The 20,488-nt window shown below is 53.2% G+C and carries 16 protein-coding genes; 3 read left to right on the forward strand and 13 right to left on the reverse strand.

Going from position 1 to position 20,488, the window contains the following annotated elements:
- Window positions 1-203: 203 nt before the first annotated feature.
- From A7P96_RS02240 to waaC, 6 genes are all read right to left on the reverse strand, one after another.
- Window positions 204-1,403 carry an acetate kinase gene (locus A7P96_RS02240; protein ID WP_067439993.1) on the reverse strand — a complete coding sequence of 400 codons (1,200 nt, stop codon included), beginning with the start codon at window positions 1,401-1,403 and terminating at the stop codon, window positions 204-206.
- A 390-nt stretch (window positions 1,404-1,793) separates the two neighbouring features.
- A complete protein-coding gene (gene purD / locus A7P96_RS02245) occupies window positions 1,794-3,059 on the reverse strand; it encodes a phosphoribosylamine--glycine ligase (protein ID WP_067524429.1) in 1,266 nt (421 codons plus the stop codon).
- Between the two features lie 65 nt (window positions 3,060-3,124).
- The gene (locus A7P96_RS02250) at window positions 3,125-3,763 is read right to left on the reverse strand and encodes a YigZ family protein (protein ID WP_156496244.1); all 639 of its coding nucleotides are present in this window, start codon (window positions 3,761-3,763) and stop codon (window positions 3,125-3,127) included.
- Between the two features lie 113 nt (window positions 3,764-3,876).
- Window positions 3,877-4,812 (reverse strand): electron transfer flavoprotein subunit alpha/FixB family protein, encoded by a 936-nt coding sequence (locus A7P96_RS02255; protein ID WP_067524432.1) that lies wholly within the window; start codon window positions 4,810-4,812, stop codon window positions 3,877-3,879.
- 10 nt (window positions 4,813-4,822) lie between these two features.
- Window positions 4,823-5,572 (reverse strand): electron transfer flavoprotein subunit beta/FixA family protein, encoded by a 750-nt coding sequence (locus tag A7P96_RS02260; RefSeq protein ID WP_067524434.1) that lies wholly within the window; start codon window positions 5,570-5,572, stop codon window positions 4,823-4,825.
- A gap of 204 nt (window positions 5,573-5,776) precedes the next feature.
- Window positions 5,777-6,754, reverse strand: a complete 978-nt coding sequence (waaC, locus tag A7P96_RS02265; protein WP_067524436.1) for a lipopolysaccharide heptosyltransferase I — start codon at window positions 6,752-6,754, stop codon at window positions 5,777-5,779.
- A 197-nt stretch (window positions 6,755-6,951) separates the two neighbouring features.
- Here waaC and lpxC point away from each other — a divergent pair, with 197 nt between their 5' ends.
- Window positions 6,952-7,869, forward strand: coding sequence for a UDP-3-O-acyl-N-acetylglucosamine deacetylase (lpxC, locus tag A7P96_RS02270; protein WP_067524438.1), 918 nt, complete (start codon window positions 6,952-6,954; stop codon window positions 7,867-7,869).
- A 101-nt stretch (window positions 7,870-7,970) separates the two neighbouring features.
- Here lpxC and gnd read toward each other — a convergent pair whose 3' ends face one another.
- From gnd to A7P96_RS02305, 7 genes are all read right to left on the reverse strand, one after another.
- On the reverse strand, window positions 7,971-9,437 hold the full coding sequence (gene gnd / locus A7P96_RS02275; protein ID WP_067524439.1) for a decarboxylating NADP(+)-dependent phosphogluconate dehydrogenase: 1,467 nt from the start codon (window positions 9,435-9,437) through the stop codon (window positions 7,971-7,973).
- Between the two features lie 318 nt (window positions 9,438-9,755).
- Window positions 9,756-11,624: a ribonuclease catalytic domain-containing protein gene (locus A7P96_RS02280; protein ID WP_067524441.1), complete on the reverse strand. Its 1,869-nt coding sequence runs from the start codon at window positions 11,622-11,624 to the stop codon at window positions 9,756-9,758.
- 155 nt (window positions 11,625-11,779) lie between these two features.
- Window positions 11,780-12,577, reverse strand: a complete 798-nt coding sequence (locus A7P96_RS02285; protein ID WP_067524443.1) for a phosphatidate cytidylyltransferase — start codon at window positions 12,575-12,577, stop codon at window positions 11,780-11,782.
- A 186-nt stretch (window positions 12,578-12,763) separates the two neighbouring features.
- Window positions 12,764-13,210: a homoprotocatechuate degradation operon regulator HpaR gene (gene hpaR / locus A7P96_RS02290; protein WP_067439963.1), complete on the reverse strand. Its 447-nt coding sequence runs from the start codon at window positions 13,208-13,210 to the stop codon at window positions 12,764-12,766.
- A 480-nt stretch (window positions 13,211-13,690) separates the two neighbouring features.
- The gene (gene fabB, locus A7P96_RS02295; RefSeq protein ID WP_067524444.1) at window positions 13,691-14,902 is read right to left on the reverse strand and encodes a beta-ketoacyl-ACP synthase I; all 1,212 of its coding nucleotides are present in this window, start codon (window positions 14,900-14,902) and stop codon (window positions 13,691-13,693) included.
- 93 nt (window positions 14,903-14,995) lie between these two features.
- Window positions 14,996-15,520: a 3-hydroxyacyl-[acyl-carrier-protein] dehydratase FabA gene (gene fabA, locus A7P96_RS02300; RefSeq protein ID WP_035580833.1), complete on the reverse strand. Its 525-nt coding sequence runs from the start codon at window positions 15,518-15,520 to the stop codon at window positions 14,996-14,998.
- A 248-nt stretch (window positions 15,521-15,768) separates the two neighbouring features.
- A complete protein-coding gene (locus A7P96_RS02305) occupies window positions 15,769-18,606 on the reverse strand; it encodes a valine--tRNA ligase (protein ID WP_067524446.1) in 2,838 nt (945 codons plus the stop codon).
- A 194-nt stretch (window positions 18,607-18,800) separates the two neighbouring features.
- Between A7P96_RS02305 and A7P96_RS02310 the strand changes: the two genes are divergently transcribed.
- The gene (locus A7P96_RS02310) at window positions 18,801-19,463 is read left to right on the forward strand and encodes an NAD(P)H-dependent oxidoreductase (RefSeq protein WP_067524448.1); all 663 of its coding nucleotides are present in this window, start codon (window positions 18,801-18,803) and stop codon (window positions 19,461-19,463) included.
- Between the two features lie 86 nt (window positions 19,464-19,549).
- A complete protein-coding gene (gene gluQRS / locus A7P96_RS02315; protein WP_067524450.1) occupies window positions 19,550-20,461 on the forward strand; it encodes a tRNA glutamyl-Q(34) synthetase GluQRS in 912 nt (303 codons plus the stop codon).
- Window positions 20,462-20,488 lie beyond the last annotated feature (27 nt).

Below are 20,488 nucleotides of genomic sequence, written 5' to 3' on the forward strand. Positions count from 1 at the left end.
GAAAACAGTTTTTCATCGCTTGCTCCCCTCATCCAAAAACTATCGGTCAAATTGAGCTGCCCGCCTCGTTTACCACTCACGCCGCCGTGCAGCATATGCGAGCAAAAGAAGACGATAGCACACATATGGCAAGGTAAAGGCTACCTGAAACTGAAGACAAACGGTTTCAGGTAGCCTTTACCTTGCTTCAACAGTGATTTGGTTTATTCGATGCTGGCTAGATGGGCGGTATCTTGGGCAATCATCAACTCTTCATTGGTGGGGATAACCATGACTAGCGAGGTGCTGCCGGCTTGACTAATGATACCACCTTCGCCGAACCGGGCGGCAAGATTGGCTTTCTCATCTACGGTGAGGCCAAGGAAGCCCAGGTAGCCGATGGTTTTACTGCGGATGGTGCTGGAATTTTCGCCGATACCACCAGTGAAAACGAGTGCGTCCAGGCCGCCTGCAGCTACACTCATGGAGGCAACGTATTTAGCCAAACGGTAGGAAAATACTTCCAACGCGAGCTTGGCGCCTTCGTGACCTTTGCTGGCAGCTTCTTCTATTTCGCGGCAGTCGTTGGAAAGCTCAGAAATGCCAAGCAAGCCGCTTTGTTTATGCAGCAAGTCGGTGATCTGCTCAATATTCAGGCCGACGTTGTTGTGTAGAAAGGGGAACACGTTGGCATCGATATCACCGCTGCGGGTGCCCATCACTAGGCCTTCAAGCGGGGTGAGTCCCATGCTGGTATCGCAGCATTTACCGCTATTGGAAGCAGCAATAGAAGCACCGTTACCAAGGTGGGCAATCACGAGGCGCAGGCCTTCTTCGCTACGACCGAGCAAGCGGGCAGCTTCGATGGCCACGAAGCGATAGCTGGTACCGTGGGCTCCGTAGCGGCGCAAGCCGTATTGGCGATAAAGCTCGCGCGGCACGGCATAAGTGTAGGCGTACTCGGGCATAGATTGGTGGAAGGCAGTATCAAACACAACAGCATGCGGCACGTGACTGAAAATACTCATGGCAGCACGGATACCGAGCAGGTTGGCAGGATTGTGTAGCGGAGCAAGCATGATGCACTCTTCAATGCCTTTAATCACTTCATCGTTAATCAGGCAAGATTCTTTGAAGCGTTCACCACCGTGTACCACGCGGTGACCGACTGCGCCAATGCGTTTGTCAAGCTTACGTGCTTCCAATTCACTCATCAAAGCCTCAACAGCGCCGGTGTGATCGGGCTTCCCAGCGAGGCTTACGGTACGTTTTTCACCGTTTGCTTTAAAAATAATGCGCGCGTCGGACAGGTGGAGTTTTTCGGCCAGGCAGCTCAGCAGAACTTCGCCGTTGGTGCTGTCTAATACGGCACCTTTAACAGAGGAGCTGCCACAGTTTAATACCAGAATCAGTTTATCAGACATGATGTCCCTTTATATGTAAATTACACAAAAACGGCGGTGCCCGCCAGCTGCTTGTTTTTTCTTGCGAATACAATGAAATTGCTAAGAAAACCAGCGGCTATTATAACAAAACTACTCTATCTTCTCCATGCCTGCAGCCAATCTTGTACGGGCAGGGTATAAACTATGCTTTCAGGTAGCCTTCAGATATTGGCAGGCTGCCTGAAACTCGCCGCGCACAGCTTAATTCACCTATCTAACAAAAACGTGGTTCCAGTTGGAACCACGTTTTTGTTTCAATATTTAGTCGTTTCAAATAGGCATGAAACAAGGCGACGAGCCGTAGACAGTACAAGTAGTACAGCAAGGCGAAACAACAACAGCTGTATCATGCCTTGGAGCGATTATATCTCAGCGCAAAGCCTTATCGGCAATATCATGGCGATACTGCACGCCGGGAAAATTAATCTCGGACACGGCTTGGTAGGCCTGCTGCTTGGCGGCCGCCATATTATCGCCCAAGCCTACCACACACAAGACACGACCGCCGTTGGTAACGGTGTGACCAGCCTCTGTGGCTGTACCGGCATGAAAAACTTTACTGATGCGGTTAGCCGCTTCGATGCCTTCGATGATGCCACCTTTGCTGGAGCGTTCGGGATAACCTGCGGAAGCCAGCACCACGCCCACGGCGCTTTGCGCTTTCCATTCGGCTTTAACCGTATCCAGTTTCCGATCCAACGCAGCTTGGATCAAATCCACCAAATCACTGTCCAAACGGCTCATAATCGGCTGGGTTTCCGGGTCGCCGAAACGGCAGTTGAATTCCACGGTATAAGGCGCACCATCGGCACCAATCATTAGGCCGGCATAGAGAAACCCTGTGAATTCATGACCTTCTTCGCGCATGCCGCGCACGGTGGGCAGGATGATTTCTTCCATGGCACGCTGATACACCTCGGGCGTAACGATGGGCGCGGGGCTGTATGCACCCATGCCACCGGTATTCGGGCCAAGGTCGCCGTTGAGCAGGCGTTTATGGTCTTGGCTGGTGGCCATCGGCAGCACGTTTTCGCCATCTACCATCACGATAAAGCTGGCTTCTTCACCCTGTAAAAAATCTTCAATCACCACACGTGCACCGGCATCGCCCATTTTATTGTCGAGCAGCATTTGGTCGATGGCTTGATGTGCCTGTTCTTCGGTTTGTGCCACCACTACGCCTTTACCAGCAGCCAAGCCATCTGCCTTAATCACAATCGGTGCGCCTTTGGCAGCCACATAATTATGGGCGGCATCGGCATCGGCAAAGGTTTGATATTGTGCGGTGGGGATGCCGTGCCGCGCCATAAAGGCCTTGGCGAAATCTTTGGAACTTTCCAACTGTGCGGCAGCGCGGGTAGGGCCGAACACGGGCAGACCGGCGGCGCGAAAATCGTCCACTATGCCGGCTGCCAGCGGCGCTTCGGGGCCGACCACAGTGAAGACAATCTGCTCACGGCGGCAGAAATCAATCAGTTCCTGATGTGTTTTCAAAGGCAGATTTTGCAGCCTGGGTTCTTGTGCCGTACCAGCATTACCCGGCGCAACAAATACGGTTTGCACTTTGGGTGACTGCGCCAGCTTCCACGCCAGCGCGTGTTCACGCCCGCCGCTGCCGATAACGAGTAATTTCATAGTATTATCCTTTTAAAGAAGGCGTAATTTATAATAAAGGCTACCTGAAAACCATTTGTTGGTTTTCAGGTAGCCTCTTCGTTGCTTTGCGTATCTTCTAAAATTTCCACCGCACGTGTTTTCTGCCAGGCATCAATACAAGCAGCATAATTAGCCAGCGGCACAGCGCAATGCAGGCAGCAATCCAGTTGCAAATCCTGCTGTAACACTTCCACGCCGTGTTGTTTGGCCAGCCGTAAAACCTCGCTCAAATGCGGGTAGTCGCAGCGCAGGGTTACCCTTTTTTCAATATTTTTTTCCACCTGCGCGGTTTGCTGCAAGGCTATTTGGGTGGCGGTTTTGTAGGCATGAATCAGGCTAGGCACGCCCAGCAGCGTACCGCCGAAATAGCGCACCACCACCACCAAAACATCGGTCAGCCCGGCCGAATCAATCTGACCCAAAATCGGCCGGCCGGCACTGCCGGAAGGCTCGCCGTCGTCGTTGGCGCGAAACTGCAAGCCGTCTGTGCCTAAACGGTAGGCATAGCACCAATGCCGCGCCTTGTGGTGTTCCTGCCGTAGTGCGTCCACATGGTTTTTCACTTCTGCTGCCGTACGCACGGGATAGGTAAAGGCGATAAAGCGGCTGCCTTTGTCTTTAAACTCGGCCTGGCCGGGTTCGGCCAAGGTGCGGTAGGTGCAGGGAATATCAGAAGTTGACATAGCAATGGTGGTATCAGGAAATAAGCTGATTATATAAGAAACAGGCTACCTGAAAGCAGATTGTTTTCAGATAGCCTGCCGTGTTTCACGTGAAACACGAACGCATGAAACGCTTAATTACCCAATGCCACAGTCAGCTCAGGCACGGCTTCAAACAGGTCGGCCACCAAGCCGTAGTCGGCAATATTGAAAATAGCTGCTTCCGGATCTTTGTTGATGGCCACGATAACTTTGCTGTCCTGCATGCCGGCGGTGTGCTGGATGGCGCCAGAAATACCGATGGCAATATACAGCTCCGGTGCCACCACTTTGCCGGTTTGGCCCACTTGGTAATCATTGGGCACATAGTCGGCATCCACCGCCGCGCGTGAAGCACCAATAGCAGCGTCGAGTTTGTCAGCCAGAGGCAGCAGCAATTCGTTGAACTGCTCCACGCTGCCCAAGGCACGACCACCGGAAACCACTACTCTAGCCTGCGTGAGCTCCGGACGATCAGATTTTACCAACTCGCGGCTGATAAAACGGCTCAAACCCTGAGCCGGTGTGGCTTCTGCCTGCACCACTTCAGCCTGCCCGCCGCTGGCAGCAGCTTCGGCAAAGGCAGTGGTTCGGAAGGTAAGCACCAAAGTTTCCGCATCACTGGAAACGGTGGCGAAGGCGTTACCGGCATAAATCGGGCGCCCAAAAGTTTTGCCGTCTACGATTTCGGTTAAATCGGAAACCTGTGGGCAATCCAAGAGGGCAGCCACACGCGGCAGCAGGTTTTTGCCGAAGGTGCTGGCGGCGGCGGCAACGTAGCGGTAATCCGCCGCCAGTTTCACCACCAAAGGCGCCAGTTCTTCGGCCAGCCCGCCAGCATAATGTTCGGCATCGGCCAGCAATACTTTGGCCACCCCGGCCACTTGTTTGGCCTGCTCGGCCACCGCTGCCGCGCCGCTACCGGCCACCAATACATGCACTTCGCCCAGCTTGCTGCCAGCAGTAACGGCATGCCGCGTGGCAGCGGCCAAATGTTGGTTGTCGTGTTCGGCAATAATCAATACAGTCATGGCATTATCCTCAAATTACTTTGGCTTCGTTTTTCAATTTGGCCACCAGTTCGGCCACGCTTTGCACCTTCACGCCACCGCTGCGCGGTTTGGGCTCGGCCACTTTCAGCCGCTGCAATTTGGGCGCGATGTCCACGCCCAATTCTTCCACCGCAAGCTTTTCCAGTGGTTTTTTCTTGGCCTGCATAATATTGGGCAGTTTCACATAGCGCGGCTCGTTCAAACGCAAATCGGCACTGATTACTGCCGGCAGCTTCAGAGCCACGGTTTCTAAACCGCCATCCACTTCGCGCACCACGGTTACTTCGTTTTTGCCCAATTCCACCTTGCTGGCAAACGTGCCCTGCGGTGCGTTAAGCAAGGCGGCCAGCATTTGTGCAGTTTGGTTGGCATCATCATCAATCGCCTGTTTTCCCAGCAAAATCAGCTGCGGCTGTTCACGCTCGGCAATTTTGTGCAATAGCTTGGCCACAGCCAAAGGCTCTAAACAATCATTGGTTTGTACATGGATGGCACGATCACCGCCCATAGCCAGCGCAGTGCGCAGCGTTTCTTCGCACTGCTTCACGCCCAGCGATACGACCACGATTTCGCTGATCTTCCCAGCCTCTTTCAGGCGCACCGCCTCTTCCATGGCGATTTCGTCAAACGGGTTCATCGACATTTTCACATTGCCGATGTCTACATCCGAACAGTCGGCCTTCACCCGCACTTTCACGTTGTAATCCACTACCCGCTTTACGGCAACCAGTGCTTTCATGAAATTTCCTTTTCCTTCTCTCTATTTTAGTGATTCACTTATCCTGCAAAACGGGCTGATTGTGCCGATTTGGCAGAAATAATGCAAGTATGACCCAGACCCAGCTGTAAACACTTGAGGCTACCCGAAAACCTTCTGCCTATTTTGATATAGCAAATCAACACGCTTTCGATACAAAGCGGCGAGCCAACTCCGTAGCAAAAGTTAAGTTAATTGGCCATAGGTCTGCTCCAGCAGAAGCAATCGTTTCAACACTTCATCCGGTTGCGGCGGGCAACCGATACCGCCCATATTTTCCGCCCAAGCGGAGGATTGCACGCCGGTTTTTACCGGATCGCTATCAGTGTAAATGCCGATCAGTGGCTTATCCAGCGCATTAGCCAAATGCAGCAAGCCGGTATCCACGCCGATAACACTGCGTGCACCGCGCAACACATAGGCTGCCTGCAACAGGCTGAGCTTTTCGTCTGGCACCTGCGCCGCCTCTATCTGATCCGCCAACGTCAATGCGCGCTGCCGTTCCGCATCGCTGCCCCACGGCAGCCACACCACTGTACCATCTACTGCATGCAGCCGATTCAACAATTCCACCCAATATTCGTCCGGCCACAATTTGCTCTCACGGCTGGTGGCGTGCAAAGCCACACGGTAGTTTTCAGGTAGCCCCTGCACCGCCGCATCTTCCGGCACACGCACGCCGAAATCCGCCGTGCCGTCAAACCAATAACCGAACACTTGGGCAAACAGCTCGCGGTTGCGCCACACTGCATCACGTCCTTTGGCTACCTGAAAACCTTGCGCATAAAACGCCGCCGCCCAGCCCTCGCGCGTGCTGTGTTTGTCCAAACCTTTCACCGGCACACCCGCTTGGCGGGCAAACCATGCGCTTTTTATCAAGCCTTGGCTGTCGAGCACGAAATCATAGCCGCCATCAACCAACTCCTGCTTCAGTGCACGCATCTGCTGCCACGTATCCGCTGCAAACAGCCGTTTGCGCCACTGCCGCCAACGCATCGGAATCACCTTGGCCACAAACGGATGCAATCGCGCAATATCAGCAAATCCGGCTTCAGCCAGCCAATGCAGCTCCACCTGCGGGCAACGCCGGGCCAAATCCTGCACTGCCGGCAGGGTGTGGATAAGATCACCCATGCTGGAGAAGCGCACCAGTAAAATCTTCATCGTAGGGAAAGCCTGTGGTTGGAACGGATGGAATTATACAAGATGAAGCTTGGCAAGTAGGTTATGTTGCGTTTTCAGGTAGCCTTTTCCCTTAGGGCTACCTGAAAATAAACCATAGCCAAATTTAATCGGAAAGACAGGCAAACATATTTCCCGTATGATGACAGCTGCTTTTACGCAGATTTTTCGGAGTTTTTATGAAACAACGCACCTTAGCCCAATCCGTTCAAGCCACCGGTGTCGGCCTGCATTCCGGCGAGCGGGTTTTGCTCACCCTGCATCCGGCTGCCGAAAACAGCGGCATTGTATTCCGCCGCACCGATTTGGCCAGTGAACAGAGCCGCCCAATCAAGCTCGTGCCCGAACTGATCAACGACACCCGCCTCTCCTCCACCATCGTTACCGAAGACGGCGTGCGGGTGGGCACGATTGAGCATTTAATGTCTGCACTGGCCGCCTACGGTATTGATAATATGTTGATTGAATTGAATGCGCCGGAAATCCCGATTATGGACGGCTCCAGTCTGCCTTTTTTGTATCTGTTGCAGGATGCGGGCATCGTGGATCAAAAAGCCGAAAAACGCTTCCTGCGTATTTTGAAGCCGGTGGAAGTGCAAGAACCGGGCAAATGGGTGCGCTTTACCCCGTATGACGGCTTTAAAGTCAGCCTCACCATCAATTTCGACCACCCCGTATTCAACCGCAGCAACCCCACCTTTGAAATCGATTTCGCCGGCGCATCGTATGTGGAAGAAATCGCCCGCGCCCGCACCTTCGGCTTCATGCAGGAAGTGGAAATGATGCGCGCACACGGCTTGGGTTTGGGCGGTAATCTGAGTAATGCCGTGGTAATCGATGACAACGACGTGCTCAATCCCGAAGGCCTGCGCTACCCCGACGAATTTGTGCGTCACAAAATCCTCGATGCCGTAGGCGATTTATACGTAATCGGCGCGCCGATAATCGGCGCATTCGAAGGCCACAAATCCGGCCACGCCATCAATAATGCCCTCTTACGCGCCATTCTCGCCGACCCGGGAAGCTACGAATGGACCACCTTCCCGCACAACCAAAACCTGCCCGCCGCTTTCCACGCCCTGCCGGCTGCGGCGTAAACCGGCAAGCAAATAAAAGGCTACCTGAAAACCAGCAAAAGGGTTTTCAGGTAGCCTTTTATTTCAAAGTGTCACTAAGCTACATCAGCTTTCAGGTAGCCTCAAACATTGTAGGCAGTGGAAGCCGCATCGCCGCCGGTGCCTGTCCAGTTGGTGTGGAAAAACTCGCCTTCCGGCCGATCGATGCGCTCATAGGTGTGGGCGCCGAAGTAGTCGCGTTGCGCCTGCAACAGGTTGGCGGGCAGGCGACCACAGGTGTAGCTGTCGAGGAAGGAGAGGGCGGATACGGTGCAGGGCATTGGTAAACCATGCTGCATCGCGGCTGCAGCCACTTTACGCCAGCCCGGCAAGGCTTGCTGCAACAGTTTTTGGAAGTAGGCATCGCTGCCAAGGAATACCAAATCCGGATTGGCGGCATAGGCATCGCGGATGTTGCCTAAAAACGCACTGCGGATAATGCAGCCTTCGCGCCACAACAAAGCGGTATTGCCATAATCCAAATCCCAGCCGTAATGTTCGCTGGCCTGACGCATCAGCATAAAACCTTGAGCATAAGAAATAATTTTGGAAGCCAGCAATGCTTGCCGCAAAGCAGCCAGCCATTCTTCCCGATTTCCGGCCACCGGCTCGATTTTATGCCCGAAAGCCGTTTTGGCCTGCACCCGCTGGGTTTTTAGGGCGGAAATGCAGCGGGCAAACACCGCTTCGGTAATCAACGTGAGCGGCGTGCCCAAATCCAAGGCATTGATACCGGTCCATTTCCCGGTGCCTTTCTGACCGGCACGGTCAAGGATTTTCTCTACCAGCGGCGTGCCATCTGTGTCGTTTGTACCCAAAATATCGGCAGTGATTTGAACCAGATAGCTATTGAGCTCGGTCTTATTCCATTCGGCAAAAACAGCCTGCATTTCGGCATGGCTCATACCCAGGCCGTCTTTCATAAACTGGTAAGCTTCGCAGATAAGCTGCATATCGCCGTATTCGATACCGTTGTGCACCATTTTCACAAAATGGCCGGCACCACTTTTGCCTACCCAGTGGCAACATACCTCATCACTGGCCGTTTTAGCGGCTATAGCCTGCAAAATCGGCTTCACTGCCAGCCAAGCTTCAGGATTGCCGCCAGGCATGATAGATGGCCCATGGCGCGCGCCTTCTTCACCGCCGGAAATACCGGTGCCAATAAATGAAATACCTTGTGCAGCCAGCTCAGCAGTACGCCGTTCGGTATCGGGATAATGAGCATTGCCACCATCGATGATGGTGTCGCCCTTATCCAAGAACGGTACCAGCTGCGCAATCAACTCATCTACCGCCTGCCCAGCCTGTACCATCAGCATCACCTTGCGGGGCTGCTTCAATTGGCTAATTAGTTCTTCCAAGCTGTAGGCACCGATAATTTTTGTGCCTTTGGCTGGGCCATTAAGGAATTGTTCAGTTTTAGCCGCCGTGCGGTTGTAGGCACTCACTTGGAAACCGTGATCGTTCATATTCAGAATCAGGTTTTGTCCCATAACGGCCAAACCGATAACGGCAATATCGCTTTTATTATGAAGAGAGTTTTGCATGATATTTTTTAGATTACGAAGTTTGAAATTTAGTACCGGGGTAGGTTGAACTAAGTAGTTTTTATATCTAGTTTTCTAATTTATTTTTTGTTGTTTATATTGGAGCAGTACAGAAATAGTGGATTATCCAGAAAATTCATTAAAACCATTTAGATAGGCTAAGTAAACCTTGTTGTTTGGTTGTCGTTCAATTGTAGATTGTTGTGGAATGATGGCTGGGTTAATTGCCTGTTTATGGATAAATCGATTATTTGCCTGCTTTGTCCGCAGAGAATAGTGGAAATAAGCCGTTGTTGTACTGAGCCAGTACCATATCATTTAGGCAGCTGGTTCAGCCGGCAATACATTTAAATATTTCAAAGACAATAGCTGCTGCTCGGCATCCAACTGAGTAATGGCCAGTTTCATGCGGGTTTTAGGCTGAATATCAATCGGTATACCGTGCACGCGGTTGACCAGTGGCAAACCATCAATACGCACTAGATCTTCTTTCAGCAATACGGCGGTCAGCTTGCAGCATTGTTCTTGTTCCAGATATATTAAGCTCCAGTAAGCTTCCATTTGGCGTTGGAAGTCAGCATAAGCGGTATAGGTTGCGTCGAAGTCGCGCAGGGCGGCAAACAGGTTGCTATCGTTTTTTTGGAAACGCGGCGATAGGTTGGGATCAATCAGGCTGAGCAGTTGGAGTTGGTTGATGCAGTCGGCGGCACGACGCAACGGCGAGGTGAACCAGCCATAATGCGCCACGCCCATGCCGATGTGTGGCTCGGATTGGGTGCTCATGCGTACTTTGCCGCTGGTTTGCACGCGGAATAAACCTGGCAGGTTGTTTTCATCCAGCATTTGTGCCCAGGTGCTGTTGGCCAGAATCATCATTTCAGATACTAGCGTATCGATGGGTGAACCGCGCTCGCGGCGGCTGATGCGCACGCTGCCATCGGGATTGAATTCGATGCCGTAATCGTATTGCGGGGCGCGGTTTTCTTCGTAGCGGTCGCGCTGTTTTTGGCGTTCGATGGCAAAGCGATACAGCCAGCGTAGTTGCGGCTGACAGGGAAATTGTACGGGTTCGTTCTCGGAGAGGCCGGTGTCGGCATTGAAGTGCGGCTCGATGTCTTGAATGCGCAGGTTATGCTTGATAGTTAGATTTTCGAGGCGGGTTTGCGGTGTGGAGGCTACCTGAAAATCGGCATCTACTTCTACATACAGGCTCAATACCGGCCGTTTGCCTTCGTCTAGGCTGAAGGTTTTAATCCAGTTATCCGGCAACATGGTGATTTTGCCGCCTGGATAATAAGCGGTGCTTTGCCTTTGTTTAATAAGGGTTTCAATCGGGCTGTTTTCGGCAATGGCCAGCGTGGGTACGGCGATGTGAATACCGACACGTTTGCTGCCGTTGGGCAAATCCTGCACCGATAAGGCATCGTCGATTTCGCTGGTTTCGGCATCATCAATGGAGAATGCGGGCAAATCGGCGGCATCTGGCAATTCAAGGATAGCAGGCACGGCGATTTCCGGTGCTGCAGTGCCTTGCGGGAAGTGTTTGCAGCAGAAGCCATCAAGCAGATATTGCGGCAATGAATTGACACCGCCAGTTTGCCGAGCCAGCTGATAGGCGGAAATTTTCAGTTCGGCAGCGGCTTTGGTGAAAGCTTTGTAGGTGAGCGATTGTTTGTCTGGGTTGTGCAGGATGGTGCGCAAATCGGCGGCAATTTCGGCTGGCAGGTGGCCTTGTACTAATTCTTCTGCCCAAGCGGATATTTGTACGTCTTGCTGTTTTTTGCGCTCGATGGCGGCCAGTGCCTGCTTCAGGGTGTCTTCCGGTGCTGCTTTAAATATGCCTTTGCCTTTTTTATAGAAATACATCGGTGCAGCGTAAAGGGCAATCAGGGTAGCGGCCAGTTCGTGCTGGCTTGGGGTATGGCCGAAGTAGTCGGCAGCGATGTTTTGGGTGGTGAATTCGTCTTCGTCGCAAAATTCCCACAACAAGTCGGTATCAATTTGTGCGGCTTCGGCTTGGGCGCGTTCGAGGAAAGCGTCCATCGGCTCGGTGAATTCCACGAAAACGTTGTTGGCTTTGATTTTGGCGCGTTTACCATGTTGGGTGGTGGCCTGATAGGTGCTATCGTTTTTCTGCACCACGGCGGCCACTTTGAATTGGCCACTTTCTTCGTAGAATATATTCATTTAAAAGGGGAAACCACTTTGTGGGGTTGAAATATTGAGGGGGGGGCGGATTTTAGCATAGAAACAGGCAGTTTCTCAGGAAGGCTACCTGAAGGCAAAGTGGGAAAGTAGCGGAGTTTCCGCAAAGCCAAAACTTTTCAGGTAGCCTTTTCTATTCAGCCGAACAACATGTTGGTGGCGGCATATACGCTCAATACGGCTATCAGTGAATCCACACGGTCGAATATGCCCCCGTGACCAGGAAGCAAGTTGCTGCTGTCTTTCACGCCGGCAGCCCGTTTAAACCAGCTCTCCAGAAGGTCGCCGCCGATGCCTACGAAGGTAAGTACAGTGGCAGTGAGCATGATGCCGAGCCAGGATATATTGAAGCCAAACCAGCCGGCAGCGCGCGCCAATGAGGTGTACACCAGCACGCATAACAGCCCACCAAACACGCCTTCCCAACTTTTGCCGGGGCTGATGGTGGGTGCTAGTTTGTGTTTGCCCCATAGCCGGCCGAATACATAGGCAAACACATCGGCAATCCACACTAGCATCATCACGGCCAAGAGATGGAGCGCGGATTGGCTGTTGGGGCGCAGTTCCAGCAGGGCAAACCAGAAAGGCAGCATCAGCAGCCAGCCGGCGGCCATGCTTTTCCAATCGGCCTGCAAACGCCATTTGAAACGCAGCCAAGCAGGCATGCCGAGCAACCAGAAGGCGAGTACGATTGCCCACGCCGCTGCAGGCAGCTGCCAACCGCCGCTCCATGCCAGCGTCATAAACAGCGCGGTGCCGGCCAAATAGGGCTGCTGCACTTGTTTCGGCATACTGCACAGCTGGCTGTATTCCCACAGAGCGAGCAGAGCAATCAAGCCGGAAAACAGTGCCCACAGCCCGCTGTTGGCGGTAAATAGCATACCGAGCATCATTGGTAGTAAAACCAAGGCGGTGAGGATTCGTTGTTTGAGCATGGTTGGATTCTTTCAGGTAGCCTTTGGCATATTTGTTTTGACTGCAGGATTATAAGCGAAACTGCTGTACATATAGCTAAGAAGTAAGCCAACGTAGTAGGAAGTGAAGGGCTTTAGTCATAGAAAAAGGCTACCTGAAAAACCGGATAAAGGTTTCAGGTAGCCTTTACGTAATGCGGCAAGGCATTACATCCGTGCCATAGTGGCTACATGGATAGCAGCTATTTGGTTTAGCAATTCGTGCAACTGTTCCAGGTTTTCTTTGGAAAGCTGGGTTTCGATGTCGTCGTAGCAGGCATCGATTTTACCGACAAAGTTGTTGAAGGTACGCTCGCCTTCTTCGGTGAGTTTGAGGTAAACACGGCGGTGGTCATTGGCCGGGCGCAGACGCACCACCAGTTTCATTTTTTCCAGGCGGGTGAGAATGCCGGTGAGGCTGGGGCGCAGGATGCAGGCACTGCGGGCTAAGTCTTGGAAATCCATCGTACCGTTTTCAGCCAAAAGGCGCAGGATACGCCATTGTTGGTCGGTGAGGCCGATTTCGTTGAGTAGTGGGCGAAAATGTGTCATCAATGCTTCGCGTGCCTGTATCAGCGCAATATTTAGCGAAGAATATTTGGAATGTTTGATCATTGTGATCTCCCTTGGTTTAAATGAAGTAATGAAATAGTTGGAAACTTTTTCGTGTGGTTTTTATAATTAATTCTCTATTAACAATCAGAGTATTGTTTTAGTTTATTATATAACTCAATCCAATAGTTATAGTGTGCGGATAATTGATTTTCTTGATTAAAGTCAAAATATTGGATACAACCAGTCAAGTTATCTGTTCAATAAGGCGCGTATTGCCTACAAAATTAAAATAAATACATCATCTGGTGTATTTTTAAAGAGCTATCGTTACTAAGATAATGGTGGGCTGGGTAATTATCAAGGCTACCTGAAAAAATTGGAAGAAACTTTACAAACGATGTTGTATGTTTTGCCTCATTATTAGGTGAACAGAATCAGATGAACAAATATTGTATGCTGAAGTTGCCGTTTTTTATGCCAGAAAAACCCATATAAAAACAGCCGAACCAGTTTAGGGTTCGGCTGTTTTTAAGTAGGCCTCTACATGCAGCTGAAAATCAGGGTGGCATTAGTGCCGCCGAAGCCGAAGCTATTCGACATTACGGCGTTAAGCTTTTTGCCGATGTTTTCGCGTACAATCGGCAAATTGGCAGCTTTTTCGTCCAAATTTAGAACATTGGTACTGGCGCATACGAAATCATTAAGCATCATCAGGATAGAGTAAATCGCCTCATTGGAGCCGGCAGCGCCCAATGCGTGGCCGGAAAGAGATTTGGTGGAACTGATGAGCGGCACTTCTTTGCCTTCAAAGGTTTCGCGGATGGCACCGAGTTCTTTGGTGTCGCCCACCGGTGTGGACGTGCCGTGGGCATTGATGTAGTCCACGCTGCCGCCGTGCTGAGCCAGTGCCATCTGCATGCAGCGCACGGCACCTTCGCCGGACGGCTGCACCATATCATGGCCATCGGAAGTGGCACCATAGCCGGTGAGTTCACACAAAATGTTGGCACCGCGCGCTTTGGCGTGTTCGTATTCTTCCATCACCAAAATGCTGCCGCCACCGGAAATCACGAAGCCGTCGCGGTCGGCATCGTAGGCACGGCTGGCTTGTTCGGGCGTATCGTTGTATTTGCTCGATAACGCGCCCATTGCATCAAACAGGGAACTCATCTGCCAAGATACTTCTTCGCCGCCGCCGGCAAACACGATGTCTTGTTTGCCAAGCTGAATTAGTTCTGCGGCGTGGCCGATACAGTGGGCAGAAGTTGAGCAAGCAGAGCTGATGGAATAGTTCACACCTTTGATTTTAAACGGGGTAGCCAAGCAGGCGGCCACGGTGGAAGCCATGGTTTTGGTTACGCCGTAGGGGCCGATGCGCTTCACGCCGCTCTCGCGCAAGGTGTCGGCAGCTTCCACTTGCGAGGCGGAAGAGGCACCGCCGCTGCCGGCCACGATGCCGGTGCGTATGTTTGATACCTGCTCTTCGGTGAGCCCGGCGTGGGCGATGGCTTCTTTCATGGCGATATAGGCATAGGCTGCAGCGTTGCCCATAAAGCGCAGGATTTTGCGGTCGATGTGCTCTTTGGTATCGATATTGATGTTGCCGGCCACGTGTGAGCGCAGGCCCATTTCGCGGTAGCTTTCATCAAAAGCGATGCCGGATTTGAGCTGGCGCAGCGATTCGAGCACTTCGCGGCAGTTGTTGCCCAAGCTGGACACGATGCCGATACCGGTTACGACTACTCGTTTCATAATAATGAACTCCGTTAGGAAAGTAGGCTACCTGAAAAGTAAACGCAAAAGCTTCTGTTGAATTAAAGCCGGCGTTTTCAGGTAGCCCGTTGGCTAGAAATCGTCTGTGCTGGTAAACAAACCTACGCGCAGGCCGTTTCCTTCGTAAATCTTATGGCCGTCCACGCTCATTTCCGCATCGGCAATGCCCAACACCAGCTTGCTGTTCATCACGCGTTTCATGTGGATGTGGTAAGTGATTTTCTTGTGTTTGGGCAATACCTGACCGGTGAATTTCACTTCGGCGCAGCCCAAGGCGCGGCCGCGGCCGGGCGCACCCGTCCAGCCCAGGAAGAAGCCCACTAATTGCCACATGGCGTCCAAACCCAAGCAGCCGGGCATTACCGGATCGCCGATGAAGTGGCAGCCGAAGAACCACAAATCGGGGTGGATATCCAATTCGGCGATGATTTCGCCCTTGCCGTATTTGCCGCCGGTGCTGTTGATTTCAACAATGCGGTCGATCATCAACATATCGGGCATTGGCAGCTGCGCGTTGCCCGCGCCGAAAAGTTCGCCGCGGCCGCAGGCCAAGAGTTCTTCTTTGGAGTAGCTGTTTTGTGGAACGAAATTGCTCATGGGTATCCTTAATGCTGCCAAAGGCAGCTTGATATAGTGGGAGAAAAACCAGAATTGTTGGTTAGCGAAGCGCTTACGGCACAATTTAGGTTTTAGCTCTAGATTAAGCATTCTATTTGATTATGCCGTGCCGCGCAATCTGGCCGATATCTTTGCCAGCGGCATTTTAATCCTATCGGAGCGGCTTGTATAACAGAAGGCTACCTGAAACGGTTTTTCAGGTAGCCTTCTTCAAGCACAGGAGAAGTTTACTCTTTCAACTTCGCCAAAGCGTTTTGCAGCTTGGCCATCTTCTCTTCCAACTCCGCCAAATCGGCTTTGTCTTTTTCCACCAAATGCGCGGGGGCTTTTTCGGTGTAGCCGGGTTTGGAGAGTTTGGCGTTGAGTTTGTCCAAGGCTTTTTGCAGCTTCTCGGCTTCTTTGCTCAAACGGGCGGTTTCGGCGGCTTTGTCGATTTCGACTTTCAGCATCAGGCGCGCGCCGTTGCAGACGGCGACAGGTGCGTCTTCGCTTTCGGGCAGGGCGGCGACTTGCTGTGCTTCGGTCAGGCGGGTCATCATCGGCAGGTATTTGAGGTAGTCCGCTAAGTCGTCCGAGCTTTCGACAAACAGCGGGGCTTTTACGTTGGGCTGAATGCCCATTTCGCCGCGCAGGTTGCGGACGGCACCAATTAAATCCTGCAACACGGTCATTTGCTCGAAGGTCGTCTGAACGATTTGTTCGCGGTCGGCTTCGGGGAAACGGGCGAGCATGATGCTGTCAGCGGTTTTGGCGTCGCACATGGGGGCGACGGTTTGCCACAGTTCTTCGGTGATGAACGGGATAATCGGGTGCAGCAGGCGCAGGGCGGCTTCGAGTACGCGCAATAAGGTATGGCGTGTGGCGCGTTGGCGGCTGGCGCAGCCGGTTTGGAGCTGCACTTTGGCGAGTTCCAGATACCAGTCGCAATAGTCGTTCCACACGAAGCTGTACAGGGTTTCCGCCGCCAAATCAAAGCGGTAGGTTTCGTAGGCTTGCGTAACCTGCTCGATGGTCTGATTCAGACGACCTATGATCCACATATCGGGGAAGGAGTAGCCGCGCGGTTCGGTGGCGGTTGCGCCGTAGCCGCAGTCTTGGTTTTCGGTGTTCATCAAGACGAAGTTGGTGGCGTTCCAGATTTTGTTGCAGAAGTTGCGGTAGCCTTCGGCACGCTTGAAGTCGAAGTTCACGCTGCGGCCCAAGCTGGCGTAGCTCGCCATGGTGAAGCGCAATGCGTCCGCGCCCATGCTGGGGATGCCTTCGGGGAAGAGTTTTTTCGTGGCTTCTTCCACTTTCGGCGCGGTTTCGGGTTTGCGCAGACCGGTCGTGCGTTTCACCAGCAGCTTGTCCAAGTCGATGCCGTCAATCAAATCGACGGGGTCGATGACGTTGCCTTCGGATTTGGACATTTTTTTGCCTTCGTGGTCGCGCACGATGCCGTGGATGTACACATCTTTAAATGGTACTTTGCCGGTGAAGTGGGTGGTCATCATAATCATGCGCGCCACCCAGAAGAAGATGATTTCGTAGCCGGTAACTAAGACGTTGGACGGCAGGAAGGCTTTGAGTTCGTCGGTTTCAGACGGCCAGCCTAGCGTGGAGAACGGCACGAGTGCGGAGGAGAACCATGTGTCCAATACGTCTTCTTCGCGGGTCAAACCGGTTTTGCCGGCTTGTTTTTCGGCTTCCGCCTGATTGCGGGCGACGTACACATTGCCTGTTTCGTCGTACCATGCGGGGATTTGATGCCCCCACCACAGTTGGCGCGAGATACACCAGTCTTGGATGTTGTTCATCCATTGGTTGTAGGTGTTGACCCAGTTTTCGGGGATAAAGCGTACCGCGCCGCTGTCGACAGCTTTTTTAGCTTTGTCGGCGAGGCTTAAGCCTTTGAATTCGCTGTCGGGTTCGCCGTCGTTTGGCGTGGCGGACATGGCGACAAACCATTGGCTGGTCAACATCGGTTCAATCACTGAGCCGGTTCGGTCACCTTTCGGCGTCATCAGCGTGTGCACTTTGATTTCGACCAACAAGCCTTGTTCCTGCAAATCGGCAACCATTTGTTTGCGCGCGGCAAAGCGGTCTAAGCCTGCGTATTTTTCAGGCAGGGCAAAGCCTTGTTGCGCTTCGCCTTTGAAGTTGAACACTTCGGCATTGGCCAGCACTTTGGCTTCCAAATCGAACACGTTAACCAAGCGCGTGTCGTGGCGTTTGCCGACTTCGTAATCGTTGAAGTCGTGTGCAGGCGTGATTTTCACGCAGCCGGTACCGAAGTCTTTTTCAACGTATTCGTCAGCGATAACGGGGATGGTGCGGCCGGTCAGCGGCAGGATTAATTCCTTGCCAATCAAATGGGTATAACGTTCGTCTTCAGGGTTGACGGCAACGGCAACGTCGCCCAGCAGCGTTTCGGGACGGGTGGTCGCCACGATAACGGCTTCGGCGGGATTGTCCGCCAGCGGATAGCGGATGTGCCACATAGAGCCTTGTTCTTCCACGCTTTCCACTTCCAAATCAGACACTGCTGTGCCAAGCACGGGATCCCAGTTCACCAAGCGTTTGCCGCGGTAAATCAAGCCTTGCTCAAACAGGCGCACAAACACTTCGGTCACGGTTTCGGCGCGCACGTCGTCCATCGTGAAATACTCGCGCGTCCAGTCGGCAGAGCAGCCCACGCGGCGCATCTGCTGCGTAATCGTGCCGCCGGAAACTTCTTTCCATTCCCACACTTTTTCCAAGAATTTTTCGCGGCCCAAGTCATGACGGGACACGTTTTGCGCGGCAAGCTGGCGCTCGACCACGATTTGCGTGGCGATACCCGCGTGGTCGGTGCCGGGAATCCAAGTGGTGTTGCAGCCTTTCATGCGATAGTAGCGGGTCAGGCCGTCCATGATGGTTTGGTTGAAGGCATGACCCATGTGCAGCGTGCCGGTTACGTTGGGCGGCGGCAGTTGGATGGAAAAAGACGGTTTGGTCAAATCCATATCGGGCTGGAAATAACCTTGGGTTTCCCAGTTTTGATAGTGTCTGGATTCGATTTCAGCGGGATTGTATTTGTCGAGCATCGGAGGCTACCTGAAAATTATTGGCGTAAAGAGCGAATTATAGTGGAAGCAGGTAGCTTTCAGGTAGCCCGATGCGGGGATGAAGGCTGCCTGAAAACATAAACACTAAAGAAGTTGAAGCCATCTATTTTGACTTCCACTCAGCGCCGCCGCTATCCTTTGTTTTTTCCCACACCTTTATTCAGGAGACCGCCATGCCCCACACCAAACAAACCGTCCTCAAAGCCTTTCACCGCCGCTATGCCTGCAAAAAATATGACCCAGCTAAAAAAATCAGCCGAGAAGATTTCGAATTCATTTTGGAAACCGGTCGCCTTTCGCCTAGTTCCTTCGGGCTGGAGCCGTGGCGTTTTCTCGTGATCCAAAACCTTGCGCTGCGTGCCGAGCTCAAACCGCTGGCTTGGGGCGCGGCGGATAAAATCATGGATTGCAGCCACTTTATCGTACTTCTCGCCCGCACCCAGGCCGCGATGCAGTCGGATTACCGGCACAAAATGTGGAGCGGGGTGCACCACATCCCGCCGCATATCGTGGAAATACGCGAAGGTTTCTTCAAGCAGTTTGCCGAACACAACTTCTGCATCACCGAAAGCCCGCGCGCCTTCTACGATTGGGCCAGCAAACAAAGCTATATCGCCCTGGCCAATATGATGACCGCCGCCGCCTTTATCGGCATCGACTCCACCCCGATCGAGGGCTTCCGGCAGGAAGAAGTTAATGCCTTCTTGGCCGCAAAAGGCCTGTTCAACCCCGCCGAATACCGCGTCAGCATCATGGCCGCCTTCGGCTACCGCGACGAAGAGCCGCGCGCCAAAACCCGCCTGCCGATGGAAGAGATTGTGCAGTGGGTGGAATAAACCTTTGATTATCAAGTTTCAGGTAGCCTGCATCCCGCACAGAGGCTACCTGAAAACCCAGTTTCATCACTATTAAACCAAGCCCCATGTATATCGGACGCTTCGCCCCCAGCCCCACCGGCCTTTTGCACATCGGCTCGCTGCTCACCGCCCTGGCTTCCTACGCCGATGCCCGTGCGCAGGGCGGGCGCTGGCTGGTGCGGATGGAAGACCTCGATCCGCCGCGTGAAATGCCCGGCGCCGCCGCCCATATCCTACGCACCCTCGAAGCATTCGGCTTCGAATGGGACAGCGAAGTGGCCTATCAAAGCCGCCGCCACCATCTCTACCGCGCCGCCCTGCACAGCCTGCAACAAAGCGGTCTCGCCTACCCCTGCTATTGCAGCCGCAAACAATGGCACGCCCAAGCGCGGCAGGGCGCGGACGGTTTCGTTTACAACGGTGCCTGTGCACAGCTCACCGCCCCACCGCCCGAAGCCGCCGGCAGAGTGCCCGCCTGGCGGCTGCGCGTGCCGGATGAAACCATCGCCTTCACCGACGGCATCGTCGGCCATTATGCGCAAAACCTCGCCCGCGACATCGGCGATTTCGTCCTCCTGCGCGCCGACGGCCTGTGGGCCTACCAGCTTGCCGTAGTGGCCGACGACGCCGAACAGGGCATCACCCATATCGTGCGCGGGCAGGATTTGCTCGTGTCTACCCCGCGCCAAATCTGGCTGCAACGCTGCCTCAGCTTTCCCACCCCGCACTACGCCCACCTGCCCCTGCTCACCAATGCCGAAGGGCAGAAATGGTCGAAACAAACCCTCGCCCCTGCGCTGGATTTACAGCGCAAAGAAGCCCTACTGCGCCAAGTGATGGATTACCTGAAACTGCCGCCCGCGCCCGAAGTGAGTAAACCGCAAGAGCTGCTCGACTGGGCCGTAAAACATTGGTACCTGCAAGCCATATCTACCCGGCCAATAGTGGCCGAGGTAAAGGCGGATGGTGCTACCTGAAAATCAAGCAGCGGAGTAGCTATGCTA

Source organism: Eikenella sp. NML03-A-027, assembly GCF_001648395.1.
Classification (GTDB): Bacteria; Pseudomonadota; Gammaproteobacteria; order Burkholderiales; family Neisseriaceae; genus Eikenella; species Eikenella exigua.

Bases quoted from the DNA above. Each gene is read 5' to 3' on its own strand.
- fabB (WP_067524444.1), bottom strand. From the start codon at position 14,902: ATGAAACGAGTAGTCGTAACCGGTATCGGCATCGTGTCCAGCTTGGGC.
- A7P96_RS02305 (WP_067524446.1), bottom strand. From the start codon at position 18,606: ATGCTCGACAAATACAATCCCGCTGAAATCGAATCCAGACACTATCAA.
- hpaR (WP_067439963.1), bottom strand. From the start codon at position 13,210: ATGATCAAACATTCCAAATATTCTTCGCTAAATATTGCGCTGATACAG.
- gnd (WP_067524439.1), bottom strand. From the start codon at position 9,437: ATGCAAAACTCTCTTCATAATAAAAGCGATATTGCCGTTATCGGTTTG.
- gluQRS (WP_067524450.1), top strand. From the start codon at position 19,550: ATGTATATCGGACGCTTCGCCCCCAGCCCCACCGGCCTTTTGCACATC.
- lpxC (WP_067524438.1), top strand. From the start codon at position 6,952: ATGAAACAACGCACCTTAGCCCAATCCGTTCAAGCCACCGGTGTCGGC.
- A7P96_RS02280 (WP_067524441.1), bottom strand. From the start codon at position 11,624: ATGAATATATTCTACGAAGAAAGTGGCCAATTCAAAGTGGCCGCCGTG.
- A7P96_RS02255 (WP_067524432.1), bottom strand. From the start codon at position 4,812: ATGACTGTATTGATTATTGCCGAACACGACAACCAACATTTGGCCGCT.
- purD (WP_067524429.1), bottom strand. From the start codon at position 3,059: ATGAAATTACTCGTTATCGGCAGCGGCGGGCGTGAACACGCGCTGGCG.
- A7P96_RS02240 (WP_067439993.1), bottom strand. From the start codon at position 1,403: ATGTCTGATAAACTGATTCTGGTATTAAACTGTGGCAGCTCCTCTGTT.
- A7P96_RS02260 (WP_067524434.1), bottom strand. From the start codon at position 5,572: ATGAAAGCACTGGTTGCCGTAAAGCGGGTAGTGGATTACAACGTGAAA.
- A7P96_RS02310 (WP_067524448.1), top strand. From the start codon at position 18,801: ATGCCCCACACCAAACAAACCGTCCTCAAAGCCTTTCACCGCCGCTAT.
- A7P96_RS02285 (WP_067524443.1), bottom strand. From the start codon at position 12,577: ATGCTCAAACAACGAATCCTCACCGCCTTGGTTTTACTACCAATGATG.
- A7P96_RS02250 (WP_156496244.1), bottom strand. From the start codon at position 3,763: ATGTCAACTTCTGATATTCCCTGCACCTACCGCACCTTGGCCGAACCC.
- waaC (WP_067524436.1), bottom strand. From the start codon at position 6,754: ATGAAGATTTTACTGGTGCGCTTCTCCAGCATGGGTGATCTTATCCAC.
- fabA (WP_035580833.1), bottom strand. From the start codon at position 15,520: ATGAGCAATTTCGTTCCACAAAACAGCTACTCCAAAGAAGAACTCTTG.